The following is a 25,777-nucleotide window of genomic DNA, read 5'->3' on the forward strand; positions in this document are numbered from 1 at the left end:
TGTCAGAGCGCGGCGCGGACGGCTTCGATGAGGCGGGCAACGGAAGGCTCGTCGGCGTGGCTTTCCTTGCGGGCACGTACGAGGCAGGCCTCGGAGCGCAGGATGACGCCATCCGACAGGATCTTCAGGTGGTTGGCGCGCAGCGTCGAGCCCGTCGAGGTGATATCAACGATGATATCGGCCGAGCCGGATGCCGGCGCTCCCTCGGTGGCGCCCAGGCTCTCGACGATACGATAGAGCTGGATGCCATGCTGGCGCGAGAAGAACTGCTGCGTCAGCCGCCAGTATTTGGTGGCGATCGTCAGGCGGCGGCCGTGGCGGGCGCGGAAATCGGTGGCAACGTCGCCGAGATCGGCCATGCTGTCGACATCGAGCCAGATCTCCGGCACCGCGACGATGACATCGGCATGGCCGAAGCCGAGGCGGGCGCAGAACTCGACGCGCTTGTCGGCTTCCGCCAGGCCTTCACGGATCAGGTCTTCGCCGGTGACGCCGAAATCGACGGTGCCGTTGCCGATCTCCTTGGAAATCTCTGAAGCCGAGAGGAAGGCGACCTCGACATCGTCCCAGCCTTCGACGCGGCCGCGATAGGAACGGTCGTTGCCGACGGCCGTGATCTTCATGCCGGCCTTCTCGAAGATGGCCGAGGCGTCGTCCTTCATCCGGCCCTTGGAGGGCAGCGCGATGGTAATGGTCATCAGGCGGCCCTTTCCATTTCGATGCGATCCAGCCACAGCGAGAAGCCGACGGCCGGGATGCGTTCTTTCGCGCCGAGCAGCGTCATCAGCTTGTCGAAGCGGCCGCCACCGGCGAGCACGGCATCGGAACCCTCGACGCCGATCTCGAAGACGAGGCCGGTGTAATAATCCAGCGGGCGGCCGAAGGCGGCGCGATAATCGATCAGCGCGAGATCGACGCCGGCATTGGCGAGTGCCGCGACGCGACCATCGAAGCGCGACAGGGCATTGCCGAGCTTGAGGCCGGCGGCATCGGCGAAGCCGGAAAGCGCCGCCGAGGCGTTGATGAGCGGCACGTTGAGCGACAGGAACTCCTTGAGGACAAGGAAGGCCGCGTCATCGAGCCGGGTTTCCGAGAGGATCAGCTTCTCTTTCAGCCTGCGGGCGATATCCTGCGGCGAACGGCTGGCATTGGTGGAATAGCCCGTCGCCTGCATGGTGGCGTCGATATGGGCGACCAGCGCCTCCTCGTCGTCGGCGCCCAGGAGGCGCGCGATATCGTCGCTGAGGCCGGTGACGAATTGCGGGCTGACCAGGCTCGCAAGCAGCGCTTCGAGATGGGTGGTGTCGCCGAAGGCATGGATCAGCCGCTTCTGCCAGCCGAGCGGAAGGCCGAGCGCCTGGACGACGGCTTCGAAGACAGCCTGATCGCCGAGCGTGACGGCCAGTTTCTTGCCTGGCAGCAGCCGCGACAACACGCCGGCCGCATCGCCGATGGCGCGGGCGTCGGCGCTCGGGATGTTGATATCGCCGAGATCCTCGATGCCCGCCTGATAAAACTCATTGCCGCCCTCGCGGCGCTGGCGGAAGACCTCGCCCAGATAGGCATAGCGCTTCGGCGTGCCCATGGCGCTTTCGATATGGCGCAGGCAGACGGGGATGGTGAATTCCGGACGGAGACACAGGCTGGCGCCGGTTTCGCTCTCGGTCATGAAGATGCGGCGGCGAAGGTCCTCGCCGGCGATATCGAGAAACGGTTCGGCCGGCTGGATGACTGGCGTATCCACGCGCTCTGTGCGGCGGGCGGCGAATTCGGCGAGCAGGTCTTCGGAGAAGGCTGGGAGGTTGATCAGGGGCATGGGATTGCTCCCAAATAAAGGCCCCTCCCCAACCCCTCCCCCACAAGGGGGAGGGACTAAGTCGGGGTGGCAGTCGAGCAAAAACTGAAACGTAGCAGCGCCTGCCAACGATGGATTGGGCAGGCCGGTGCGGCCAAAAGCCCCTCCCCCCTGTGGGGGAGGGGGTTGGGGAGGGGTTTGTCAAACATCAGAGGCTCGCTTGCGATCTTCCGCCTGCGCCGCCAGGATTTCCTTCACCTTGGCCACGAGATCGGCTTCGGACACGGTCTCCTGCGCGACACGGGCTTCACGCCACGAGGCGTTGTCCTCGATCTCGCCGGAGAGGCGCTTGCCCTCGATCAGGTCCTTGATCTGCACGACGCCGTCGGCGCGCTCGTCACCACCCTGGATGATGGCGACGGGGCAGCCGCGGCGGTCGGCGTATTTCAGCTGGTTGCCGAATTTCTTCCAGTTGCCCTGGTACATTTCGGCGCGGATGCCGGCCTGGCGAAGCTCCTGGGTGATGCGCTGGTAGCGGCCCATGGCCTCGACATCGCCATCCATGACGGTGACGAGGACGGGTTCGACGACTTCGCTCTGGCCGAGCTTGCCGAGGTTCTTCAGCGCCGTCATCAGGCGCGAGACGCCGATGGAGAAGCCGGTTGCCGGAACCGGCTGACCCATGAAGCGGGAGACCAGACCATCATAACGACCACCGCCGCCGACGGAGCCGAAGACGACCTTTTCGCCTTTTTCGTTGGTGACGTCGAAGGTGAGTTCGGCTTCGAAGACGGGACCGGTATAGTATTCAAGACCGCGGACACAAGAAGGATCAATTTTAATGCGGCTCTCGTCATATCCTGCACTGACGACCAGTGCTCTTATAAAAGAGAGTTCGGCAACACCCTCGCCGAAGGACATATTTCCGGTTTTATTAAAATATTCATTGAATGGAAATTGCGGATGCGGCGTCAAAGCCGCTGCAGATCCATACGCCTCACCGTCGCCAGCCTTACCTTGAATGGCTATCGTGGCGTGCGTCATCGCCAGAACGAAATTGGCCTGTTCATCGTCCAAACCAGCGCCCTTGGTGAAATCGCCGGACTCATCCTTTCGGCCTGGGCCAAGCAAGAGTTTCACCCCTTCGGGACCGAACTTGTCGAGCTTGTCGATGGCGCGCAGCACGTTCAAACGCTGGGCTGCCTTGTCGTCGCCGCCGAGGCCGATCGCTTCCAGAACGCCGTCGAGAACCTTGCGGTTGTTCACCCGGATCACGTAGTCGCCGCGCTTTATCCCAAGCGCTTCGAGCGTATCAGCCATCATCATGCACATCTCGGCATCGGCCTGGACGCCTGGCGCGCCGACCGTATCCGCGTCGAACTGCATGAACTGGCGGAAACGACCGGGGCCGGGCTTTTCGTTGCGGAAGACATAGCCGGCGCGATAGGTGCGGTAGGGCAGCTGGATCTCGTTGAAGTTTTCCGCGACATGGCGTGCGAGCGGCGCCGTCAGGTCGTAGCGCAGCGACATCCACTGCTCGTCGTCGTCCTGCAGCGAGAAGACGCCTTCGTTCGGCCGGTCGGCATCCGGCAGGAACTTGCCGAGCGCATCGGTGTATTCGAAGAGCGGCGTTTCGACAGGATCGAAACCATAATGCTCATAGACTTCGCGGATCTTCGCGGTCATCTCGTTGACGGCGCGAATATCGGCCGCCGAACGATCGACGAAGCCGCGGGAAGTCTGGCTTTGAGCTTTTGTGGTTTCTTCTGCTTGTCGTTCATTTCCAACGTCTTCCGCTCGGTGTGGCAGTGGCGGTTTCCTAGCGGAAAGGGCCGGATGCGGCAAGGGTGGTGGCTGGCGAAGGCAATGCCGGACTGCTATTATCCTGGCATCAGCAAAGGATTTAACCATGGGCAAGCGTATCACCGTCGAATTGTCTGACGAATCATACCGGGTGTTGAGCGAACATGCGGCCGAAGCCGAGATGTCGGTGGAGAAGTATGCCTATGAGGTGATCGAGCAGTATCTTGAGGATATCGCCGAGATGGAAGCAGCAGAAGCCGAATACGAACTCCTGGCAAAGGACGATCCGAACTGGGGGTTGAAATAACTTCGACTGACCATGATCGCAGAAGCCCTCCTCTATGCCGCCACCCTTCCCTTCACCAGCAAGCCGCACCGCAGATATATCCGCTACTCCGTCAATCTGTGGTCCCGCGCCAATCGTTGCAGCCGGCAGTGGGCGGAGCACGAGGAGAATACGCGGCGGGCGATCCTTGTCGCCATGGCGGGTTGCAAGCAGCGGCGGACGGCCGTGGTTCTGGGGTCCGGCCTGCTGCGCGACGTGCCGATCCGGGAGCTGGCGGCCAACTTCGATACTGTCGTTCTGATCGATCTCGTGCATGTCGCGACGGTCAGGATGAAGATGCGCCGCAAGGCCTATCGCAATGTCCGGCTGATCGAGCGCGATCTCTCGGGCTATGACGCGCTTGCGGCCGGCGAACAGCCGGAGCCACTGGGCTTCCTGCGCAACGTGCCCTATCTCGACCTCGTCGTTTCGGCCAATCTGCTCTCGCAGGTCGGGCGCGGCGTTCAGCGGCGGTTCGAGGCGGGGCGCGAGCGGATGCCTGACGATACGGTGGAGCAGCTGATCGCGGCGCATATCTCCGGGCTGTCGCGCATGCCGTTCAAGAGCTGCCTCGTCACCGACATCTCCTATGCCGTGATCGACCGCAATGGGCAGACCCGTGAGGAGAGCGATCTGATGCACGGGGTCGCAGTGCCGGAGGCGCGGGCGGCATGGGCCTGGCCGGTGGTGCCGATCGGCGAGGAAAGTCCGGATTACCAGGTCGTGCATCAGGTGATTGCGGTCTGCTGAATTGCAAGATATCGTGATGCAATCAAAGATTTATTGTATCACTTTTATTTTGCGATATCGTATCGATGAAGATCGTTTGGGATGAGCCGAAACGTGTCCGCAATGCTGCGAAGCATGGGCTGGACTTTCGCGACCTGGATGAGGATTTCTTCGCGGCGGCGTTGATCCTCGACGCCAGGAGCCAGAGGCTGAAGGCCGTGGGCATCCTGATCGAGGATGTGATCGCCGTCGTTTTCGCTGTTCTCGGGAGCGAGGGCATATCGGTCATCTCGATGCGCCGGGCAAGCCGCCAGGAAAGGAGGCTCTATGAACAATTCCAGTCGAAAGATCCTCGACCTCACTGACGAGGAGGAGGCCGCGATCCAACGTGGTATCGCCGACGACCCCGACAATCCCGAGTGGACCGAAGAGGACTTCAAGAAGGCGCGCCCCTTTGCAGAGGTCTTTCCCGAGCTTGCCGAGAGCATCAGGCGTTCACGCGGCCGGCCGGCGGTGGAGAGCCCGAAGCGGCAGATATCGCTCAGGCTCGATCCCGACGTGATCGACGCCTTCAAGGCGACCGGCAAGGGCTGGCAGGGGCGGATCAACGATGCGCTGCGCAAGGCCGCCAAGCTCGATTAGCGCAACGCGACGTCTTGGCATTGGTGGCGCACTTGCTTATGTTTTGCCGATGCGCCTGCTGTCTATCGCGACGATGATGCTTGCCTGGCTGGCCTACGGAACGATGTTCGCGTGGGCCGGATGCCCCATGTGCGCGTCGATGAACCGGCCTGCCGCTGCCGATATGAGCACGGGCATGTCGCATCAAGCTATGGCCGATATGGAGATGGGGGACAGCATGAAGGTCCCGGCGTCGGCTAAGAGCCCCTGTGAGGGCGGCGGCATGACGCACATGCCGCTGTGTTCCGCCTGCCTGGTCGTGCCCGTCGACGTGATCGTTCACGACGATGGCAAGCAGGCGTTCTCCTATCCCTCGCCGGCGATCGCGCTTTCTCTTCCCGACGCAAGGCCGGCGCCACTGGCTCCCCCTCCCCGTCCGATCTGACAATCAAGACCCTGAGAAACGCGGCGCTATCGGCCGCATTGGATTTCATTGCCAGACAGAGGAAGGATATCCCATGTCTTTTAAACTACTCGTTCTCGCGACCGGGCTCGTCGCCGGCCTTTCGCTCACCGCTCTTCCCGCAGGCGCGGAAGACAAGACCATGGATATGAGCATGCCGATGGGTGACGACGGCCCGTCCAGCCGCGCCTTTTCAGAGGCCAACAACAAGATGCACAAGGGCATGATGATCGAATACAGCGGCAACGCCGATGTCGACTTCGTGCGCGGCATGATCGCCCATCACCAGGGAGCGATCGACATGGCCAAGGTGGAACTGCAATACGGCAAGGATGCCGACATGCGCAAGCTTGCCGAGGGCGTCATCAAGGCGCAGGAGGCCGAGATCACCGAGATGCAGGCATGGCTGAAGGCGAACGCTAAGTAAGGCCGCCTCATCGATGACAAGCCGGACGCCCGGTCTCCCCGGCGTCCGGCGCTTCAATCCGCGCTCAGCCCTTCGGCTCGAAAGGCTGCGGGCGGCGGCCGACGCCTTGGCGGGTCAGCATCCAGCCGGGATATTCGGGAGCCAGTTCGCTCACCTCGTCCAGCCTCTTCAGGTCGTCGGCGTCGAGCTTCAGCGCGACGGCTGCGAGGTTCTGGTCGAGCTGCTCGATGCGCTTGGCGCCGATGATGACCGATGTCACGAAGGGCTTGGCAAGCACGTAGGCGAGCGCCACGGTGGCGACGCTGACGCCCTGCTTTTCGGCGATCTCGCGCATGACGGCAACGCAGGCCCAGGCGCGGTCCTTATCGACGGGCGGAAAGTCGAAGGCAGCGCGGCGGCCTTCGCCGTTCCCAGGCGCGCCGGGGCCGTACTTACCCGAAAGCAGCCCGCCGGCCAGCGGCGACCAGACCATCAGCCCGACCTTCTCCTCGTTCATCATCGGCACGATATCGCGCTCGAGGTCACGGCCGGCGATGGAATAATAGGCCTGCACGGTCTCGAAGCGGGCAAAGCCGCGATGTTCCGATATGCCGAGCGCCTTGGCGATACGCCAGGCCTGCCAGTTGGAAACGCCGACATAGCGCACGAGCCCGCGCGAGACGAGATCGTCCATGGCCCTCAGCGTCTCGTCGATCGGGGTGACGCTGTCTGTGCCGTGGATCTGGTAGAGATCGATGTGATCGGTCTGCAGGCGCTCGAGGCTTTTTTCGACCGAATCCATGATGTGGCCGCGAGAGGCGCCGCGATCGTTCGGCTTGTCGCCCATCGCGCCATAGACCTTTGTGGCGATGACGACATCCTTGCGGGCCACGCCGAGGTTCTTCAGCGACTGGCCGAGCAGCTTCTCGGAATCGCCGAAAGAGTAGACGTCGGCGGTATCGATGAAATTGACGCCTGCAGCCAGCGACCGACCGACGATCGCATCGGCCGCCTTCTGGTCCACATCGGCGATGGCGCCCCAGGGGCTTTTGTCGTCGGCGGCGCCGAAGGTCATGGTGCCCAGGCAGATTTCAGAGACGAACAGGCCGGTATTTCCGAGCTGGTTGTAACGCATGTTGAAACGTTTCCTTGTGAGGACCGCGGCAGCGCCGGCGGACGAATTATCCCGGTTCTAGGATTTTTGGGCGGCACGGGGCTGGCATGGCGCGGCGCGGCAGGCATGAACCCATCAGACATAAGTTTCGCGCGCTCGGTTTCAACGGCTCATGCGATACGCACCGGTTGCAACAATTTAGGACGCCCGCAACTCATTGGCGCACAACCATGATTGCACTACGCAATTATCGCTCTTAGTGATTGTATTTACAGCACTTTCCCTATGGATTCATAAAATTCTAATTGATATCCACCTAAACAATCCTCGCAGATGCGGGGGCAATCATGACATCCTTGGTTCAGCTTGTGAGTTCACTGCTGCGCAACAAGCGCGGCAATGTGGCGATGATCGTCGCGCTGCTTTTCGTGCCGTTGACCCTGGCGGGCGGCGCCGGGGTCGACCTGGCGCGCTATGAAGCGGTGCGCGTCGAGATGCAGGATGGGCTTGATCGCGGCGTGCTAGCCGCGGCGTCGCTGTCGCAGAAGCAAAAGACCGCCGACGTCCTGAAAAGCTACATGAACAATCTCGCCTACGGCGCGGACGTGGTCATCAACTTCTCCGAGGCGACCGCGATGAATTCGCGCAAGATCTCGGCCAACGCCTCCTACACGATCAACACCGCCTTCATGCATCTGGCCGGCGTCAAGACGTTGACGATCAGGACGGCGTCGAGCGCCGAAGAGGCCAAGCAGAATATCGAGCTGTCGCTGATGCTCGACATGTCCGGTTCGATGGTCGGCAGCAAGATCAAGAACCTGAAGGTCGCCTCGCAGCAGTTCATCGACCAGATCCTGACCGACGATACCAAGGATTACACGACGATCAGCGTCGTGCCCTATGCGGGCCACGTCAACGTGGGGGCCGCGGTGTTCGACAAGCTCGGCGGCACGCGCCTGACCGGCCAGGCGCAGCCGACCAAGGACCCGACCTACAAGGGATCATGCTTCGAGCTCGACAATGCGGGCTACGGCAGCGATGCGATCCCGAGCTTCAAGGCCCGTTCGAACCTGCCGATCTTCACGAACTGGAACTACAACACGACGGACAAGGAAAAAAAGTGGTGGTGGTGCCCCGGCGAGGAGGACGCGATCACCTATTTCTCCAACGACGCGACCGTTCTCAAGGCCCGGCTGAACGCGCTGCAGCTCTATGACGGCACCGGCACGCAGAATGCGATGCAGTGGGGCTACATGCTGCTCAATCCCGCCTCGTCGAGCATCGTCCAGGCGGCGATCGCCAGCGGCCAGATGTCCTCGAAGTTCTCAAACCGTCCCTCCAGCTTCAGCGACGCCGATACCATGAAGGTGCTGGTCCTGATGACCGACGGCGTGATCACCGCGCAATTCCGCCCGAAGGACTACACGCGCTCGCCGGATCTCAGCCCGAGCAACAACACGATGTCCGGCGACACGGCGTCCTATCTCAGCAAGATCTGCACGACCGCGAAGTCCAAGGGCATCACCATCTTCACCATCGGCTTCGAGCTCGGCAGCGACCAGACCGCCATCAACAGCATGAAGAACTGCGCGACGAGTTCGGCGCATTTCTACCAGGCCTCCGGCGCCGGCATCGGCGACGCGTTCAAGTCGATCTCGACATCGATCCGCAAACTGAGACTGACGCAGTGATGAGAACGGGCTTTTCCATTGGGCGGCGCCGCTTTCTCGGCGACCGCAACGGGGCGGCGGCGATCGAATTCGCCATCCTGGCGCCGATCGTCTTCGCCGTGATCTTCTCGATCTTCGAGGCGGGCTTCATCATGACGCAGTCGATCATGCTCGACCGCGCCGTTAGCCGCAGTTCACGCGCGCTACAGATCAACGGCGCCAAGATGAGCTACGCCGATTTCAAGGCGTCGGTCTGCAAGGAAGCCCTGATCCTCAGCGATTGCGTCAAGTCGATCCGAATCGAGTTTACGCCGGTGACCAAGGCCGCCGATTTTCCGACGACGGGCACGCCCTGCGTCGACCGGTCCGTCGCCATCGATCCCGTCACCAGCTACAATTCCGGCCAGCCGTCGCAGATCATCTTCACCCGCGCCTGCTATGTGGTCGATCCGCTGGTGCCGGGGCTCGGCTTCGGCCTGAGTTTTCCCAAGGACAACACGGGCGCCATCCAGCTGACCTCCAGCTTTGCCTTCGTCAACGAGCCGACCTGATGTTCAAGCACGCCTTTTCCCGCCTGATCCACGAGCGCTCCGGTGCGTCGGCAATCGAATTCGCCCTTCTCGCGCCGATCCTGCTGTTTTTCTTTCTGGCCAGCATCACGGTTTTCGACTTGTACCGGACCTACCAGAACATCGTGCAGGCCAATGGCATCGTCGCCGACGTTATTTCGCGGCAGACCTCGATCGACAATGCTTTCGTGTCCAATCTCTACAGCGTCTTCACGCATCTGCAGCAGAACAGCACCGCGCCGATCGCGCTTCGGATCTCCAGCATCAAGAAGACCGCCGGGGCCTACAGGCTGGACTGGACGAAGGAGAGCGGCACGGCCGGCCTGCTGAAGGCACAGGTCCTCAACGCCTCGTCGCTGCCTGAGCTGACCGACGGAGATTCGGTGATCTATGTCGAGGGTGCGGCGAGCTATACCGCGATGACGAACATCCTCGGCTTCGGCACAATGACATTCGCGGAGACGGCGTTTTCGCGCCCGCGCTTCATCGGCGCCATCGTCTATCAGTGACGCCATCCCTTGCGGCAAGGGCGCGAGGCTCCTAATTGTTTCTGCATGAACAAGAGGGGGCGCCCATGACGACCCGCACGCTGACCACGATCGGCTTCGATGCCGACGATACGCTTTGGCAGAACGAGCAATTCTACCGGCTGACGGAAACGCATTTCACCGACCTGCTCTCTGATTACGCCGAGGGCAAGGTGGTCTCGGAGCGGTTGCTTGCCGCGGAAAAGCGCAATCTCCAGCATTACGGCTTCGGCATCAAAGGCTTCACGCTGTCGATGATCGAGACCGCGATCGAGATCACCGAGGGCAACGTGCCGGCTTCCGTCATCGCGCAGATCCTCGATACCGGCCGGGATCTCCTGTCACACCCGGTCGAGACGCTGCCTGAAGTGCGCGAGACGCTGGCCGCCCTTTCCGACCATTACCTGCTGGTGCTCATCACCAAGGGCGACCTTTTCGACCAGGAGCGCAAGCTGGCGCAATCCGGGCTCGGGGATTTCTTCCATGCCGTCGAGATCGTCTCCGACAAGACGGCCGTCACCTATCGCCGGATCTTCTCCAAGATCGGCGGCGGGCCGGAACGGGCGATGATGGTGGGCAACTCGCTGAAATCGGACATCGTGCCGGCGATCGCGGCCGGCAGCTACGGCGTGTTCGTGCCGCATGAGCTGACCTGGGTGCTCGAACATGTCGAGGAGCCGACGGAGGCGCCGCGCTTTCGCAAGATCGAACGTCTCGGCGAATTGCGCGGCGTGATCGACAGCCTCGGCTAGAGCCCGGCTTATTTGCGCAACGGGAAAAGCGGCGCCGGCTCGCTGTCTTTGGCGGGGGCTGGCGCGGGCGTTGCTGGTGCCGTGGGGGCAGGCGCGGTCGAGGCCGCCTGCGGTTCCACCAGAATGCTGTAGGGCGCGCCAAGGCCACGCCTTGGCGAGGCCTTCGAATAATAGGGGCGGATCAGCCAGGTGGCGTCCTGCTTGGCCGTCGTCTCAAAGGTCTGTCCGTTCTCGTCGGTTCCGAAGATCGCCTCGTCGTCGGGTGCCGCCAGATCGAAGATCGCCAGGAAGGCGAACTGGCTCTTCGTCGTGAAATCGATCTTCACGCGCTGGCCGGCCTTGATCGGCAAGGTGTAGACCTTGCCGTTGCCGAATTTCGTCCAGCCCTTGAGCTCCATCGTCACCGCCGGAAACTGCAGCTTTTCCAGCCTTTCGCCACGCTGCAGGTCCGGTGTCTGCGCCATCGCGGCGGGAGCGATCACCGCCACGGCGATCGTCGTTGCCATCAGTTTCTTCATGGACGTATCAATGCCTCGCGCATCGCCTCTACTTCTAAGCGGCAGTAGCAGCCCTCCAGATGATCGTTGACGAGACCCATTGCCTGCATGAATGCGTAAATTGTGGTCGGGCCGACAAAGGTCCAGCCGCGCTTCTTCAAATTCTTGGAGATCGCGACCGAGGTCGGCGTCGTCGGATTGGCCATGATGGTGGCGCGGTCGACCACCTTGGGGCGTTCGTTGTGACCGGGCTCGTAGCTCCAGAAATAGTGCGCCAGCGAGCCGAATTCGTCGCGCAACTCTATCGCGCGCCGGGCATTGTTGATCGTGGAGACGATCTTGCCGCGGTGGCGGATGATGCCGGCATCGGCCACGCAGCGCTCGATGTCCTCGTCGGTGAACAGCGCCACCTTCTCGAAATCGAAACCGGCGAAGGCGGCGCGGAAATTCTCGCGCTTGCGCAGGATGGTCAGCCAGGAGAGGCCGGACTGGAAGCCTTCGAGGCAGATCTTCTCGAACAGGCGGATATCGTCGGTGACCGGCCTGCCCCATTCCTGGTCGTGATAGCGCAGATAATCCGGCAGGTTGCCGTGCCAATGACACCGGCTCCTGCCGTCCTCACCGATCGTTATGCCTGTGTCGCTCATCACGTCCCATTCGTTTCAGTGCCCCGCGAATCCGGCTTTACCATTTGCAAACCCTGTTTCCAAACCGAACGATAACCCTGATGAAAAGTTTATGGTCCGGTTCGGCTTTTAATGAATGCGAATTTACCATTCGCTGGCGGGCACGGTGGCAGCATGATCGGCAGGTGGCGGATGCCGCCCGTCCATTTTCGGCCATTGTAGAGAGTTCGTCCGATGATGAAATCCGTTTTGCTCGCCGCAGCTCTGCTCGGCGTCCTTTCCACGGCCGCCCTTGGCGACGACCGTTACGTTTCCCGTCCGCCTGTGGTGCTGAGCCCCGATCTCGCCGCACCGTGGATCATGCAGCTCAACGGCGGCAATGTTCGCCCCGTCGTCTACCAGCGTCCGGTCGCCTACCAGCGTCCCGTCGTCGTGCAGCAGCCGCGCGGGCTGTTTGCCCCGCGCGCCGTGCGCCGTGCGCCCGCCGCGCAGCCGGCGTCGGCCGCCACCTCCGGTATTCCGGTGATCCGCAGCCAGCTACAGCCGCAGTTCCTGCCGCAGATCGTCGACTACCAGACGAAGGAGGCGCCCGGCAACATCGTCATCGATACCAACAACCGCTTCCTCTATCTGGTCATGACGGATGGCAAGGCGCGACGCTACGGCGTCGGCGTCGGCAAGCCGGGCTTTGAGTGGGCGGGCGTGCAGAAGGTCAGCCGCAAGGCCGAGTGGCCGAACTGGACGCCGCCATCCGACATGATCTCGCGCGAGGCGGCGAAGGGACGCTACCTGCCGGCGCGCATGGACGGCGGACCGGAAAATCCGCTCGGCGCACGCGCCATGTATCTCGGCTCCACGCTCTATCGTATCCATGGCACCAATGCCCCATGGACGATCGGGGTCGCCGTCTCCTCGGGCTGCATTCGCCTGCGCAATGAAGACATCGTCGATCTCTACGAGCGCGTCAAAGTCGGCGCCCGGGTCGTCGTGATGTAAGTGACCGTGGACGGCGGGGAGCCTCCTTCCCGCCGCCCCGGCATCTTCAGGGGTTCCAAGCTTGAAATCCCGGTCGATTCCATTAGCCTTGGCGGCGATCGTGCCTTGGAGGGGAATCGATATGAAGACAATATCTCTGCTCGCGGCGGCCGTGGCCGTCGCGTTGTCGGGCATGGTGGCCGTTGCCAGCGCCGAGCCCGTGATGACGGCAACCGATGCCGTGCGTGGCGTCAAGCAAAGCCAGCAGATCAAGCCGCAATACAAGAAGCGCGTGGTTCGCCTCATCACCGACGAAGCGCCCGGCACCGTGATCGTCGATACCGTCAACAAATATCTCTATCTCGTCGAAGGCCGCAACCGGGCCACGCGCTACGGCATCGGCGTCGGCCGCGAAGGCTTCGGCTGGTCGGGCGTGGTGAAGGTCGGGCGCAAGGCGGAATGGCCGACCTGGACGCCGCCGGCGGAAATGCGCGCCCGCGAGGCCCGCGCCGGAAACAAGCTGCCCGCCGTGCAGCCGGGTGGTCCCGACAATCCGCTCGGCGCGCGCGCGATGTATCTCTACCAGGGCGGCCGCGACACGATTTTCCGCATTCACGGCACCAACCAGCCCTGGACGATCGGCCTCAACCTGTCGTCGGGCTGCATCCGCATGGTCAACAAGGATGTCGAGCAGCTTTACGAGCGGGTTCCCGTCGGCACCAAGGTGATCGTCGTCGGTCCCGGCAACAAGCAGGGCAACGTCGCCTTCGACGACCGCGGCGTCGACGTGCTCAGAACGCTGTTCGGCGGCTGAACACGCGTGCAGTGCTCGCGATGATCAGGACAGGTGGCCAGCCGGCCGCCTGTTTCCCTCGTGGTCGAGGAAATGCTATTTCGCGCCGCAGCTTACCTTGCCGTTAAACGCGATCGGCTTTTCGCCGCCATAGACCGCCATGTCGTAGACGCCCTGAAACGCCGTTGCGCCATTCGGCTGCTCGGCGGAGATGGTGAGATTGACGCTCTGTCCGCCCGCCGCCTTTCCGCCATCGTAGAGCACTTCCAGACGCAGTTCGCCATTGTGCGACCAGCGATTGCTCAGGCTATCGGAATCGAGCGTGACGCGGCCAAGCGGCTGCGGCGCGGTTTCGTTCTTGAGGATGAATGCGCCCCTGAAATGATTGAGCTCATGACCCGGCTCGTCCTTGAACCCGCTTTCGATCGTGAAGCGGACATTCTTGTCGTCGGCGGAACAGAAGAAACGGCTGTTGGCCTGTGCGACCTCGGTGGCGCCGAGAAGAGCGGCGAACGCCAGGATGAAACGATGCATGCTTGAGCTCCAGATGCCGCCGGACGATCCGGCCGCCCGAGGCTAGCCCGAAACCCTTAAATTTTTCTGGCTGCTAAATTTGCTTACCGTGAACTTTGCCGGCCACGCGTTTTGGCCAACAGCTTTTCCGGCATGTCACCGCCATAGGCCCAGTCGAGCAGTTCGATGGTGTGCAGGATGGGAACGGCGGTGCCTGACGCGATCTGGGTGATGCAGCCGATATTTCCGGTCGCGATGATATCGGGCTTCGTCGCTTCGATATTCTTCACCTTGCGGGCCTTGAGCGCATCGGAAATATCCGGCTGCATGATGTTGTAGGTGCCGGCCGAGCCGCAGCAGAGGTGGCCTTCGGCCGGATCGCGCACCGTGAAGCCCGCCGCCTTCAGGAGCTGCTTCGGCGCCAGCGTGATCTTCTGGCCGTGCTGCATCGAACAGGCGGAATGATAGGCGACCGTCAGCCCCCTCGGCATGTGCGAGGGAAGGTCGAGCGTCGCCAGGTATTCGGTGACGTCTCGTGCAAGCGCTGAGATGCGGGCGGCTTTTTCGGCATACAGAGGATCGAGCCGCAGTATGTGGCCGTAATCCTTGATCGTCGTGCCGCAGCCGGACGCGGTGATGATGATGGCGTCGAGCCCGCCCTCTTCGATCTCGCGGGTCCAGACGTCGACATTGGCGCGGGCGCTTGCCAGCGCCTGTTCCTCGCGGCCCATGTGATGGACCAGCGAGCCGCAGCAGACTTCTCCCCTGGGCACCACCACCTCGACGCCGAGACGAGTGAGAAGCCGGATGGTCGCTGCGTTGATGGCGGGGTCGAGCACCTGTTGTGCGCAGCCGGTGAGGATCGCGACGCGTCCTCGCTTCTCGCCCTGCTTCGCCCTGTGTGTTGCCGGCGTCGCCAGATGCGAGGGTGCGGGCAGACTGCGCGGGGCAAGCGCCAGCATGGCGGCGAAGGGTTTCAGCGCCTGATGGCGACGAAACAGGCCTTCGAACGGCCTGCCGACGCGGGCAAGCCGAAGCGCCAGGCGGAAACGGCCAGGATAAGGCAGAACGGCGGCGAGGATGGCGCGCGTCAGCCGGTTCATGAGGGGGCGCTTGTAGGTCTTTTCGATATGGGCGCGGGCGTGATCGACGAGGTGCATGTAATCGACGCCCGAGGGACAGGTCGTCACGCAGGCGAGGCATGAGAGACAGCGGTCGATATGGGTGACCACCTCGGCATCGGCCGGCCGGTCATTTTCCAGCATGTCCTTGATGAGATAGATGCGGCCGCGCGGGCTGTCGAGCTCGTTGCCAAGCGTGACGTAGGTGGGACAGGTGGCGGTGCAGAAGCCGCAATGGACGCATTTGCGCAAAATCTGCTCGGAGGCCGCGACATGGGGGTCGGAAAGCTGGGCGGGGGTAAAGTTGGTTTGCATGTCAGGCTAACGGCCCCCTGTTATCGTGCGCGTCGCGGGGCGATGAAGACCCCTCAGATAAAACACCCCTCCCCAACCCCCTCCCCCACAAGGGGGGAGGGGCTAACCTGGGGGATTTGCCTTGCTTCATTCTCTCGCTAGCGGGCGTTGAGAGGTCGCGATCTATGGCCAGGACGTCGCGCCCATCAAGCCCCTCCCCCTTGTGGGGAGGGGGTTGGGGAGGGGTTTTTCCCGCACATAGCTGGAGACCACACCATCACCATCCTCCCATTTTCCCCGGACTGAAAATGCCCACAGGATCGAACTTCTCCTTCACCCGCGCCGAGAGCCGCGCCACGGCATCGACCTGCGGCTCGAATGCCGAGGTCGCGGCGCGCATCGCATCAGGCGCGCGCATCAGTGTGGCGTGGCCGCCGCCGAGTATGTGCATGAAACGGCGCAGCAGACCGGCTTCGGCGTCGGCTTCCATGCGCATCCAGACGAGACCGCCCTGCCAGTCGTAGAAGGCGTCGACGCCGGTCTCCAACCGGAGGGCTGCGACAAGCTGGTGGCCGACCGAAGGCGCCACGGAGACGCGCCAGACGGGGCGCGGGCCGCCATCGGCGTAGGGTTTCACGTCGCGGATCTCGCGCCAGAGGATGGCGCTGTCATCGCGACCTAGGCGCGCGACCGGGCCGAAGGCGGCCATGGCGGCAGCGAGCTTTTCGGCTCTCGTGGTAACGGAGGCCGGCAGGCCCTCGATGCGCAGCACGGTCGCCTCGCCCTCGGGCAGCCGGTTGCCGAGGAAGGTCCAGGCGACGGTCATGGGCAGGTGGGCGGCGCCCGAGACCTCGACCGGCATGGCCATTGCCGCGGCCATGGCATTGGCGGCCTCGGCGTCGTTGAGGCCCGAGATCACGATCGTCTCTTCCGACTTGGGCTTGGGCGGCACACGGAAGGTGACCTCGGTGATGAGGCCGAGCGTGCCGTGCGAACCGGCCATCAGCTTGACGAGATCGAGACCAGTGACGTTCTTCATCACCCGCCCGCCGGCCTTGATCGCCTCGCCGCGCCCATTGACGAAGCGGACGCCGAGCAGGCTGTCGCGGGCGGCGCCCGATATCAGGCGGCGCGGGCCGGAAACATTGGCCGCGAAGATGCCGCCAATGGTCGGCTCGCCGGATGTGCCCATCAGCGGGCGGTGATCCATCGGCTCGAAGGCCATGGTCTGGCCGCTCTTGGCCAACGCCGCCTCGATCTCGGCAAGCGGCGTGCCGGCACGGGCGGTGAGCACCATCTCGCCGGGATTGTAGGCGACGATCCCTGAGAGTGCGGTCGAGCGCAGGCGGTGTTCGACTGTCACAGCATTGCCGAAGCCGGAGCGGGTGTTGCCGCCTGCGATGCTCAGCGGCGTGCCCGCCTGCGCATGGGCGCGGATGATCTCGGCGGCTTCCTCCTCCGTGGTCGGACACAGGTCAATTATGCCGGGATCGATCATTGGGGCTGGCGCCCTTCGAGCGGGAAGACCTTGGAGGGATTGAGCAGCCAGCCGGGATCGAAGGCGGCGCGGACGGCCATCTGCTGAAAGAGATCGGCATCGGAATATTGATGACGCATCAGATCGCGCTTCTCGATGCCGACGCCGTGTTCGCCGGTGAGACAGCCGCCGGCATCGACGCAGAGCTTGAGGATCTCCATGCCGGCCGCCTCGGCGCGGGCGGCGTCCTCGGGATCATTGGCGTTGAAAAGGATGAGCGGGTGCATGTTGCCGTCACCGGCGTGAAAGACATTGGCGACGCGCAGGCCGTGGCGCTCGATGATCTCGGAGGTCTTGTTCAGCACGTAGGAGAGCTGGCTGAGCGGCACGGTACCATCCATGCAGATATAATCGGCAATGCGGCCGGTGGCTCCGAAGGCGGATTTTCGGCCCTTCCAGATGAGCGCTGCTTCCGTGGCCGACTGGCATTCGCGCACGGTGCTGACGCCATGGCGGCGAGCGATGTCGACGATATCCTTCAGCATGACGTCCATCTCGGCTTCCGATCCCTCGACCTCGACGATCAGAAGCGCACCGACATCGAGCGGATAGCCGGCCTTGGCGAAGGCTTCGCAGATCTCGATGGCCGGCTTGTCCATGAACTCGATGGCGACGGGGATGATGCCGGATGCGATGATATCGGCGACGCAGGAACCCGCCTCCTCCGAGGTCGGGAAGCCGAAGAGCACCGGGCGCGCACCTTCCGGCTTGGCGATCAGCCGCACCGTCGCTTCCGTCACGATGCCGAGCTGGCCCTCGTGACCGCATACGAGGCCGAGAAGATCGTAGCCGCCGGCATCCAGCCCCTTGCCGCCGAGATCGATGATCGTGCCATCGACCAGCACCATTTTCACGCCGAGCAGATTGTTGGTGGTGACGCCGTATTTCAGACAGTGGGCGCCGCCGGAGTTCATGCCGATATTGCCGCCGATGGTGCAGGCGAGCTGCGAGCTCGGATCGGGCGCGTAGAAGAAGCCATCGGCGGAGACGGCTTCGGAAATGTTGAGATTGGTCACGCCCGCCTCGACCACCGCGGCGCGATTGAAAAGGTCGATCTCGATGATGCGGTTCATCTTCGAGACGCAGACGACGACCGCATCCTCCTGCGGGATGGCACCGCCCGAGAGCGAGGTTCCGGCGCCGCGCGGGACGACGGGGATGCCGTAGCGATGGCAATATTTCATCACCGCCGCGACTTCGGCCGTGCTGCGTGGCAGCGCGACGGCCAGCGGCATGCGGCGGTAGGAGACGAAGGCGTCGGTCTCGAACGGCATCAGCTCGCGCGGCTCGGAAACCAGGCATTCCGGCGGCAGGAGATCGGCCAGATCGGCAACGATCTGCCGGCGGCGCGCCATGACATCGGCGCGCGGGGCGAGAAACGAAATGGCGTCGGACATGCCTTTCCTCCCTTCGCCATCCAGGGCGAAACCGGCCGTATCCTCCATACTGCCAAGGCTTCGGGCTTAACACTTTCCCCAATCTGGCGCAAATGCTAAGCACTTATGACAAAATAAGAAATTATCGGGGCGACATGACCAATCTGGGGGATCTCGAAATCTTCGCCAAGGTGGCGGCGACGGGCAGCATGTCGCTTGCCGGGCGGGCGCTCGGCTTCTCGCCGGCGGTGGTGTCCAAGCGTATCAAGCGGCTAGAGGACCGGCTGGGAACGCGGCTCCTCCAGCGCACGACGCGGCAGATCTCGCTCACCGAAGCCGGCCAGGGTTTCTACGATCGGGTGCTCGGCATCCTAGCCGGGCTCGAGGAGGCGGAGTTCTATATTTCCGGACGCTCGGCGCAGATGCACGGGACGCTGAAGGTCTCGGCGCCGACCTCCTTCGGGCGCATGCACATCGCGCCGCACCTGAAAAACTTCATGGACGCCCACCCCGATCTTGCCATCAACCTCGTGCTCTCCGACGAATTCAGCGATATCGTCGGCGGCGGGTTCGATCTGGCCATCCGCATCGCGGAGCTCACCGATTCCAGCCTCGTCGCCCGCCGACTGGCGCCGGTGCGCCGGGTGCTTTGCGCGTCGCCCGACTATCTCAAGGCCAATGGCACGCCCGAGAGCATCGACGATCTCAAGCGCCACCGCTGCCTGCCGGCACACAATAACGACGTCTGGCGGCTCGAAGGGCCGGATGGCGCGCTGTCGATCCGGCCGGAGGGGATGCTCATCACCAACTCCAGCGAGGTGATCCGCGAGGCCGTCATCGCCGGCCTCGGTATCGCGCTGCGCTCGACCTGGGATATCGGCGCGGAGCTCAAATCCGGGCAGCTCATACAGGTGCTGCCGGCCCATGAGGGATCGCGCAACGTGGCGCTGTCAGCCGTCTATCCGAGCCGCCAGTTCCTGCCGGCCAAGGTGCGGCTGTTCATCGATTATCTCGCCGAGCTTTATGGCCCGGTGCCCTACTGGGAGCGGTGACGAGACCATGCCGACTCATTGCGCCATACACGCTGCCGGAACAGGCCTTCGGCAACCGAGATCCTCCTATAAGGACGTTAGCCGGGCAATGTTTTCTGTGGAGAACCGACGCAGAATTGCCAATGTTTGGGCCTATCGGCATGCGTCGTTACGTCTTCGTTGATTATGACGAAAGTCAATATCATATTAAGTGGCACTCGACGTGACGGAAATAGAGCATTCAATGGCGGTTTCTTGAAACCGAAACCAAAACGAAAGGCTCTATTGATAGATATAAAGCCTGAACCGAAAGCAAACCACGCACATGGATCGCGCAAGCTTTCCATGAGACACTAATATTCGCACATGTGCACATAACCGATAAAGGTGACCCGACCGTTGAGCCTTCTTACCCGCCTCGCCTCCGATGTTCAGCTGATGTTCCGGCGCCCACCGCGCCAGCAATATGCTGCGCTCTGCTATCGGCTGAAGGGCAAGACCGGCGCGCTCGAGGTGCTGCTTCTGACCAGCCGTGATACGGGCCGCTGGGTGATCCCCAAGGGATGGCCGATGGAGGGCAAGACCTCCTATGAGGTCGCCGCCCAGGAGGCTTACGAAGAAGCCGGCGTGCGCGGGACGGTCGAGAGCCAGACGATCGGCTGCTATCACTATCCAAAGGTGCTGAAGAACGGGCTGAAGGTGACCTGCAAGGTTCAGGTCTACGTGCTCGAAGTCTCGACGATCGCCAAGAGTTTCAAGGAAAAGGGCGAGCGGCGCTTCGAGTGGGTGTCCTGCGACGAGGCCGCAAAGCGCGTCAACGAACCCGAGCTGCGCGATCTCTTTCTGCTCTTCAAGCGCCGCATGGCCGCGCAGCGCGAGCCGATGGCGCTGAAGCAGATTCCGGCTGAATGATTCCCGCCATCTTGCGCTGCTAGAATTAGCGGCGCAAAAGCAGGCCTCAATCACAAGGAGCAGCATGGCCGACCGCCCCACCGTCCTCACCAAACGAACGCTCGACAAGGATCTCGACAAGCTCACGCAGGTCGAGGACGCCTCGAAATACGTCTCGCGCAAGCTGGTGGCGCCGGGGATCGGCTTCGTCTTTCTCGGCCTCGCCATGCTGTTCGCCGCGATCTACGTCTTCGACCGCCCCGGCGCCGGGCTGGTAATCGCGGGTGCGGCGCTCGCGGCCTACATGGCCATGAACATCGGCGCGAACGACGTGACGAACAATGTCGGCGCGGCGGTCGGCGCGCGGGCCATGACAATGGGCCAGGCGCTCGTCATCGCCGCGATCTTCGAGATCCTCGGCGCCACGATATCGGGCGGCGCGGTGGTGAAGACGATCTCATCGAGCATCGTTGACGCGTCGCAGATCCCGCCCGACATGCTCTCCTGGATCATGATGGCGGCGCTGATGGCGGCGGCGCTCTGGATCAACCTCGCGACATGGCTGAACGCGCCGGTTTCGACCACCCACTCGATCGTCGGCGCGGTGATCGGCGCCGGCATCGGGGCGCTCGGGCCGGCGCCGGTCAACTGGCACGTCATGCTTGAGATCACGTCCAGCTGGATGACCTCGCCGCTGATCGCCGGGGTGATCGCCGCCGGCATGCTCTACCTGGTGAAGACGCTGATCATCTACCAGGTGGACAAGATCACCGCGGCCAAGCGATGGGTGCCCGTCCTGATCGCGATGATGGTCGGCAGCTTCACCGCCTACATGATCCTTCAACTTCAGTCCGCCGGAACGTTTTCCGCGCTCACGATCATCCTGCTCGGCATCGCCACGGGCCTGGCCGGCTGGCTGGTGTCGCGGCCGCTGGTGCATATACGGGCGCAGGGACTGGAGAACCGCAACAGTTCGCTGCGGGTGCTGTTCCAGATGCCGCTCATCGGCGCGGCGGCGCTTCTGTCCTTTGCCCACGGCGCCAACGACGTGTCAAACGCCGTCGGTCCGCTCTCGGCCATCGTGCGCGTTGCCCTCGGCCAGCCACTCGGCCAGGGCGCCGGCCCGCCGCTCTGGGTTATGCTGATCGGGGCCCTCGGCATCTCCATCGGCCTCCTGCTGTTCGGGCCGCGCCTGATCCGGCTCGTCGGCGAGCAGATCACCAAGCTCAACCCGATGCGCGCCTATTGCGTGGCCATGGCGACGGCGTTCACGGTCATCGTCGCCTCCTGGCTCGGCCTGCCGGTCAGCACCACGCATATCGCGGTGGGTGCCGTGTTCGGCGTCGGTTTCTTCCGCGAATGGTACACCCGCAACTCCAGGCGCCGGATCGAATACATGCGCCGCAAGGCCGAGGTCTGGATGCTGGAAGAGCCCGACGACCCCAATACTCACGAGGTTCGCCGGCGCCGGCTGGTGCGACGTTCGCATCTGATGACGATCATCGCCGCCTGGGTCATCACCGTTCCGGCATCCGCCGTGCTTGCGGCCATGCTCTATTGGGCTATGGTCGCGCTGTTTGTTTAGACAGGACTTTCGATGCGCGCCAATTTCAGAATGCAACGGCTGTTCGTCGCCGCTCCCCTCTCGCAAGGCGTGGCGGCGGAGGCGACGGCGGACCAGTACAATTACCTCGCCAACGTGCTGCGGATGGGCGACGGCGCGGAGATCCTTGTTTTCAACGGTCGCGACGGCGAATGGAAGGCGCGGCTTTCGCTGCCGACCCGCAAGCGCATCATGATCGTGCCCGAGGCGCAGACCCGGCCGCAGCCGGAGCCTTCCGACCTGCACTATCTCTTCGCGCCGCTGAAGGTCGGGCGGCTGGATTATCTGGTGCAGAAGGCGGTTGAGATGGGCGCCGGCGTGCTGCGCCCCGTGATGACGCAGCATGTGCAGGGCAAGATCACCAATCTCGACAAGCTCCGGGCCAACGTCATCGAGGCGGCCGAGCAATGCGGCATTCTCGGCATTCCCGAGGTGGCCGAGCCGGTGCGGCTTTCCGAGATGCTCGACGGCTGGCCGAGCGAGCGGCGGATCATCTATTGCGACGAGGGCGATGCCGGGCAAAACCCCCTGCCGATCCTGAACGCGGTGAAGGAGCGGAAACTGGCGCTGCTGGTCGGGCCCGAGGGCGGCTTTTCAGAGGAGGAGCGCGCGCGGCTCAAGGGCCTCGATTTCGTGACCGCCATCCCGCTCGGACCGAGAATATTGCGCGCCGATACCGCCGCCGTCGCGGCGATGGCAGTGATCCAGGCGGCGCTTGGCGACTGGACCCGGTAGGCGCGTCGGCAACAGGCCACGGATGTTGGTATTTTTTGATGGGTCGATGAAACAATTTCACTTGCAACATGCGGGCCAGCGGTCCTAATCACCCTTTCCTACTGTCCGGATACGTCCGGGTGTTTCCCGAATACAGGTTACTTGAATGGCTCGCGATACCACCGACCAGACCCCGCTCTCTTCGGTTCAGGAGCTGACCGACTATCTTGCGGCGGGAAACAAGCCGGAAGACAAGTTCCGCATCGGCACCGAACATGAGAAGTTCGCCTTCTTCCGCGCGGACAACAGCCCTGTCCCGTATTCGGGTGAGAACAGCATTTCGGCTCTCTTGAAGGGTCTCGGTCAGACGGACGGCTGGGAGCCGATTCTCGACGGTGAGAACATCATCGGTCTCGCCGAACAATCGGGCATGGGCGCGATCTCGATCGAGCCGGGCGGGCAGTTCGAACTCTCGGGCGCGCCACTCGAAAACATCCATCAGACCTGCAAGGAATCCAACGCGCATCTGGCGACGCTGCGCCAGATCGCCGAGCCGATGGGCATCCGCTTCCTGGGGATCGGCGGCAGCCCGAAGTGGACGCTGGCCGAAACGCCGGTCATGCCGAAATCGCGTTACGGCATCATGAGCCGCTACATGCCGAAGGTCGGCACGCAGGGCCTCGACATGATGTACCGGACCTGCACCATCCAGGTGAACCTCGACTTCTCGTCGGAAGCCGACATGCGCAAGAAGATGCGCGTATCGATGAAGCTGCAGTCGCTGGCAACCGCGCTGTTTGCCTCCTCCCCCTTTACCGAAGGCAAGCTCAACGGGCTGCAGTCCTGGCGCGGGGATATCTGGCGCGACACCGACAACAACCGTTCGGGCCTGCTCGACTTCACCTTCCGCGACGATTTCGGTTTCCACGACTATGTGGAATGGGCGCTGGACGTGCCGATGTACTTCATCGTCCGCGACGGCCGCTACAAGGACTGCACCCACATCACCTTCCGGCAGTTCATGAACGGCGCGCTGAAGGGCGAGATCGCCGCCTGGGAGCCGACGATGGGCGACTGGACCAACCATCTCTCGACGCTCTTCCCCGACGTCAGATTGAAGCGCTTCCTCGAAATGCGCGGTGCCGATGGCGGACCGTGGCGGCGGATCTGCGCGCTTCCGGCCTTCTGGGTCGGGCTACTCTACGAAGCATCCGCGCTCGAAGCGGCCGACCAGCTCACCAAGGACTGGAGCTTCGACGAGGTCAACGCATTGCGCAACGCGGTGCCGGCCGAGGGACTGAAGAGCGCGTTCCGCGGACACGCGCTGTTCGACACGGCGCGCGAGGTGCTGGCCATTTCCAAGGCCGGGCTCAAGGCGCGCGGCAAGCTCAACGGCGACGGCCAGGACGAGACGATCTTCCTGTCGCCGCTCGACGAGGTGATGGCCAAGAAGGCGACGCTGGCCGAGGATCTGCTGGCGCTCTATAACGGCCGCTGGAACGGCTCGGTCGAGCCGGTGTTCGAAGAGTACCAATACTAGAGCTTGTAACAGGCTTCGGCGGAATGGGTATTTGGTGGCGGCTGATCTGGCCGCCGCTTCCCGACATGCCGCGCGGCATGGGCACTGCCGACGATCGCCGCGCAATCGAGAACCTCTCTCCTATATTGAACGGCGGATCGTATCGCGCGATGTTTGCCGCGCACGACTTGCGCGAACTCAAGCACGTCCATCCACCTCATTACAACCGCTTTGATTTTCGCGCGCGAGGCCCGTTCTCGTTGCGAACATAGCCGCTTGAACGCATATTGCGTGACGGACTATCCGTCCCCGCGCAAGCCGGTGTCTTCGCCAATCCAACTCCCAGCGCACAAGCCTTCTGCCCGCAAGGCGTGGTTCAATTTTGACCCACAGAATTTTGTATGCAGCATTCAAAAGACTTGATGTGGGAATTTGGATGGCGTATGACGGTCGTGAGGATGGAGGAAAAGCATGAATTCTAGCATCGGCCAGACGCGCCCCGTCATCGCCCTCGCCATGGGCGATCCCGCAGGCATCAGTCCCGAACTGACGGCAAGCCTTCTTGCCCTTGAGGACATCAAGGCCAAGGCGCACATCATCGTCATCGGCGACCGCCGCATTCTCGACAAGGGTGCCAGCGAAGCCGGCGTCGTGCTTGATCTCGCATCCGCGTCGCTGGAAGACGCCGCCGGCACCGACCGCGCCCGCCACGTCTTCGTCGATCTCGCCCATCTCGCGCCCGAAGACGTCGCGCGCGGCGAGGCGACTCTGGCCGGCGGCACCTTCGCCACCCGAAATTTCCGTGCGGCGCTCGAATTCGCGCATGCAGGAAAGGCGGATGCCGTCTGCTTCACGCCCTTCAACAAGAAGGCGATGCGCTACGCCTATCCCGGCTATGACGACGAGATCCGCTTCGTCTGCGACGTGCTGTCGTTCAAGGGCAAGGTCCGGGAATTCAACGTTCTGGAGAAGGTCTGGAATGCGCGCGTCAGCTCGCATATCCCGCTGAAGGACGTGGCCGCCCATCTTTCGGTCGACGGCATCCTGTCCGAACTGGAACTGACGCTTTCTTGCCTGAAGGCATCGGGCATCGCATCGCCCAAGGTCGCGGTCGCCGGCCTCAATCCGCATGCGGGCGATGGCGGCAGTTTCGGCATGGAAGAGATCGACATCATCGAGCCGGCGGTCGCGGCCGCCAAGGCGCGCGGCCTCGATGTCGAAGGTCCGTTCCCGGCTGATACGGTGTTTCTGCGGGCGCTTAAGGAAGGCTTCAACGCGGTGCTGACGATGTACCACGACCAGGGCCAGATCGCCATGAAGCTGATGGGCTTCGACAAGGGCGTGACGATGATGGGCGGCCTGCCGTTCCCGCTCTGCACGCCTGCGCATGGCACGGCCTACGATATCGCCGGCAAGGGCATCGCCGATGTCGGCGCCAGCCGCGAAGCCATCCTGCTTGCCGCACGCATGGCAGGAAGGGCAAGGCCCGCCGCCTAGCAAGTTTTCACGTGCA

At 63.0% G+C, this 25,777-nt stretch carries 28 protein-coding genes and 1 pseudogene; 19 read left to right on the forward strand and 10 right to left on the reverse strand.

Going from position 1 to position 25,777, the window contains the following annotated elements; translation table 11 throughout:
* Positions 1–2 precede the first annotated feature (2 nt).
* From hisG to hisS, 3 genes and pseudogenes are all read right to left on the reverse strand, one after another.
* Positions 3–698, reverse strand: a complete 696-nt coding sequence (hisG, locus tag P3R82_RS21690) for an ATP phosphoribosyltransferase (protein WP_283195287.1) — start codon at positions 696–698, stop codon at positions 3–5.
* Positions 698–1,816, reverse strand: a complete 1,119-nt coding sequence (locus P3R82_RS21695; protein WP_283195288.1) for an ATP phosphoribosyltransferase regulatory subunit — start codon at positions 1,814–1,816, stop codon at positions 698–700. The genes hisG and P3R82_RS21695 overlap by 1 nt, the downstream gene beginning before the upstream one ends.
* 180 nt (positions 1,817–1,996) lie before the next feature.
* Positions 1,997–3,576: pseudogene (gene hisS, locus P3R82_RS21700) on the reverse strand (histidine--tRNA ligase).
* Between the two features lie 128 nt (positions 3,577–3,704).
* Here hisS and P3R82_RS21705 point away from each other — a divergent pair.
* From P3R82_RS21705 to P3R82_RS21730, 6 genes are all read left to right on the forward strand, one after another.
* Entirely contained in the window at positions 3,705–3,905 is a 201-nt protein-coding gene (locus P3R82_RS21705; RefSeq protein ID WP_283195289.1) for a hypothetical protein, read from the forward strand.
* Between the two features lie 12 nt (positions 3,906–3,917).
* The gene (locus P3R82_RS21710) at positions 3,918–4,673 is read left to right on the forward strand and encodes a hypothetical protein (protein WP_283195290.1); all 756 of its coding nucleotides are present in this window, start codon (positions 3,918–3,920) and stop codon (positions 4,671–4,673) included.
* Between the two features lie 65 nt (positions 4,674–4,738).
* Positions 4,739–5,017: a BrnT family toxin gene (locus P3R82_RS21715; RefSeq protein WP_283195291.1), complete on the forward strand. Its 279-nt coding sequence runs from the start codon at positions 4,739–4,741 to the stop codon at positions 5,015–5,017.
* The gene (locus tag P3R82_RS21720) at positions 4,980–5,294 is read left to right on the forward strand and encodes a BrnA antitoxin family protein (protein ID WP_283195292.1); all 315 of its coding nucleotides are present in this window, start codon (positions 4,980–4,982) and stop codon (positions 5,292–5,294) included. The genes P3R82_RS21715 and P3R82_RS21720 overlap by 38 nt, the downstream gene beginning before the upstream one ends.
* A 49-nt stretch (positions 5,295–5,343) precedes the next feature.
* Complete coding sequence (locus P3R82_RS21725) at positions 5,344–5,718, forward strand: hypothetical protein (RefSeq protein ID WP_283195293.1); 375 nt, start codon at positions 5,344–5,346, stop codon at positions 5,716–5,718.
* A gap of 73 nt (positions 5,719–5,791) precedes the next feature.
* Complete coding sequence (locus P3R82_RS21730) at positions 5,792–6,163, forward strand: DUF305 domain-containing protein (RefSeq protein ID WP_283195294.1); 372 nt, start codon at positions 5,792–5,794, stop codon at positions 6,161–6,163.
* A gap of 64 nt (positions 6,164–6,227) precedes the next feature.
* Here P3R82_RS21730 and P3R82_RS21735 read toward each other — a convergent pair whose 3' ends face one another.
* Positions 6,228–7,277, reverse strand: a complete 1,050-nt coding sequence (locus P3R82_RS21735; RefSeq protein WP_283195295.1) for an aldo/keto reductase — start codon at positions 7,275–7,277, stop codon at positions 6,228–6,230.
* Positions 7,278–7,603: 326 nt separating this feature from the next.
* Between P3R82_RS21735 and P3R82_RS21740 the strand changes: the two genes are divergently transcribed.
* From P3R82_RS21740 to P3R82_RS21755, 4 genes are all read left to right on the forward strand, one after another.
* On the forward strand, positions 7,604–8,947 hold the full coding sequence (locus tag P3R82_RS21740; protein WP_283195296.1) for a pilus assembly protein: 1,344 nt from the start codon (positions 7,604–7,606) through the stop codon (positions 8,945–8,947).
* Positions 8,947–9,477, forward strand: a complete 531-nt coding sequence (locus P3R82_RS21745) for a TadE/TadG family type IV pilus assembly protein (RefSeq protein WP_283195297.1) — start codon at positions 8,947–8,949, stop codon at positions 9,475–9,477. The genes P3R82_RS21740 and P3R82_RS21745 overlap by 1 nt, the downstream gene beginning before the upstream one ends.
* Positions 9,477–10,004 carry a TadE/TadG family type IV pilus assembly protein gene (locus P3R82_RS21750; protein ID WP_283195298.1) on the forward strand — a complete coding sequence of 176 codons (528 nt, stop codon included), beginning with the start codon at positions 9,477–9,479 and terminating at the stop codon, positions 10,002–10,004. The genes P3R82_RS21745 and P3R82_RS21750 overlap by 1 nt, the downstream gene beginning before the upstream one ends.
* Before the next feature lie 65 nt (positions 10,005–10,069).
* Positions 10,070–10,774 (forward strand): HAD family hydrolase, encoded by a 705-nt coding sequence (locus P3R82_RS21755; protein WP_283195299.1) that lies wholly within the window; start codon positions 10,070–10,072, stop codon positions 10,772–10,774.
* Positions 10,775–10,782: 8 nt separating this feature from the next.
* Here the strand turns inward: P3R82_RS21755 and P3R82_RS21760 are convergent, their stop codons facing one another.
* Both P3R82_RS21760 and P3R82_RS21765 read right to left on the reverse strand, forming a co-directional pair.
* Positions 10,783–11,292, reverse strand: a complete 510-nt coding sequence (locus P3R82_RS21760; RefSeq protein WP_183901871.1) for a hypothetical protein — start codon at positions 11,290–11,292, stop codon at positions 10,783–10,785.
* Positions 11,289–11,918 (reverse strand): DNA-3-methyladenine glycosylase I, encoded by a 630-nt coding sequence (locus tag P3R82_RS21765; protein ID WP_183901870.1) that lies wholly within the window; start codon positions 11,916–11,918, stop codon positions 11,289–11,291. The genes P3R82_RS21760 and P3R82_RS21765 overlap by 4 nt, the downstream gene beginning before the upstream one ends.
* A gap of 213 nt (positions 11,919–12,131) precedes the next feature.
* Between P3R82_RS21765 and P3R82_RS21770 the strand changes: the two genes are divergently transcribed.
* Positions 12,132–12,893, forward strand: a complete 762-nt coding sequence (locus tag P3R82_RS21770; protein WP_283195300.1) for a L,D-transpeptidase — start codon at positions 12,132–12,134, stop codon at positions 12,891–12,893.
* Positions 12,894–13,014: 121 nt separating this feature from the next.
* Complete coding sequence (locus P3R82_RS21775) at positions 13,015–13,686, forward strand: L,D-transpeptidase (RefSeq protein WP_183901868.1); 672 nt, start codon at positions 13,015–13,017, stop codon at positions 13,684–13,686.
* A gap of 75 nt (positions 13,687–13,761) precedes the next feature.
* Here P3R82_RS21775 and P3R82_RS21780 read toward each other — a convergent pair whose 3' ends face one another.
* The 4 genes from P3R82_RS21780 to P3R82_RS21795 form a co-directional block, all read right to left on the reverse strand.
* A complete protein-coding gene (locus P3R82_RS21780; RefSeq protein ID WP_283195301.1) occupies positions 13,762–14,199 on the reverse strand; it encodes a hypothetical protein in 438 nt (145 codons plus the stop codon).
* Positions 14,200–14,282: 83 nt separating this feature from the next.
* Positions 14,283–15,614 carry a glycolate oxidase subunit GlcF gene (gene glcF, locus P3R82_RS21785; protein ID WP_283195302.1) on the reverse strand — a complete coding sequence of 444 codons (1,332 nt, stop codon included), beginning with the start codon at positions 15,612–15,614 and terminating at the stop codon, positions 14,283–14,285.
* Positions 15,615–15,870: 256 nt separating this feature from the next.
* Positions 15,871–17,076 carry an FAD-binding protein gene (locus P3R82_RS21790; protein ID WP_283196400.1) on the reverse strand — a complete coding sequence of 402 codons (1,206 nt, stop codon included), beginning with the start codon at positions 17,074–17,076 and terminating at the stop codon, positions 15,871–15,873.
* A gap of 11 nt (positions 17,077–17,087) precedes the next feature.
* Positions 17,088–18,527: an FAD-linked oxidase C-terminal domain-containing protein gene (locus tag P3R82_RS21795; RefSeq protein ID WP_283195303.1), complete on the reverse strand. Its 1,440-nt coding sequence runs from the start codon at positions 18,525–18,527 to the stop codon at positions 17,088–17,090.
* 134 nt (positions 18,528–18,661) lie between these two features.
* Between P3R82_RS21795 and P3R82_RS21800 the strand changes: the two genes are divergently transcribed.
* The 7 genes from P3R82_RS21800 (at position 18,662) to P3R82_RS21830 (ending at position 25,761) form a co-directional block, all read left to right on the forward strand.
* On the forward strand, positions 18,662–19,558 hold the full coding sequence (locus P3R82_RS21800) for a LysR family transcriptional regulator (protein ID WP_283195304.1): 897 nt from the start codon (positions 18,662–18,664) through the stop codon (positions 19,556–19,558).
* 378 nt (positions 19,559–19,936) lie between these two features.
* Complete coding sequence (locus P3R82_RS21805; RefSeq protein WP_283195305.1) at positions 19,937–20,449, forward strand: NUDIX hydrolase; 513 nt, start codon at positions 19,937–19,939, stop codon at positions 20,447–20,449.
* A 64-nt stretch (positions 20,450–20,513) separates the two neighbouring features.
* Positions 20,514–22,013, forward strand: a complete 1,500-nt coding sequence (locus tag P3R82_RS21810; protein ID WP_283195306.1) for an inorganic phosphate transporter — start codon at positions 20,514–20,516, stop codon at positions 22,011–22,013.
* Positions 22,014–22,025: 12 nt separating this feature from the next.
* Positions 22,026–22,766 carry a 16S rRNA (uracil(1498)-N(3))-methyltransferase gene (locus P3R82_RS21815; protein WP_283195307.1) on the forward strand — a complete coding sequence of 247 codons (741 nt, stop codon included), beginning with the start codon at positions 22,026–22,028 and terminating at the stop codon, positions 22,764–22,766.
* 145 nt (positions 22,767–22,911) lie between these two features.
* A complete protein-coding gene (locus P3R82_RS21820; protein WP_183901860.1) occupies positions 22,912–24,285 on the forward strand; it encodes a glutamate--cysteine ligase in 1,374 nt (457 codons plus the stop codon).
* A 23-nt stretch (positions 24,286–24,308) separates the two neighbouring features.
* Entirely contained in the window at positions 24,309–24,536 is a 228-nt protein-coding gene (locus tag P3R82_RS21825; RefSeq protein ID WP_283195308.1) for a hypothetical protein, read from the forward strand.
* A 199-nt stretch (positions 24,537–24,735) separates the two neighbouring features.
* A complete protein-coding gene (locus P3R82_RS21830; RefSeq protein WP_283195309.1) occupies positions 24,736–25,761 on the forward strand; it encodes a 4-hydroxythreonine-4-phosphate dehydrogenase PdxA in 1,026 nt (341 codons plus the stop codon).
* Positions 25,762–25,777: the final 16 nt, after the last annotated feature.

This window comes from Rhizobium sp. AN80A, from assembly GCF_030053015.1.
GTDB lineage: Bacteria > Pseudomonadota > Alphaproteobacteria > Rhizobiales > Rhizobiaceae > Rhizobium > Rhizobium metallidurans.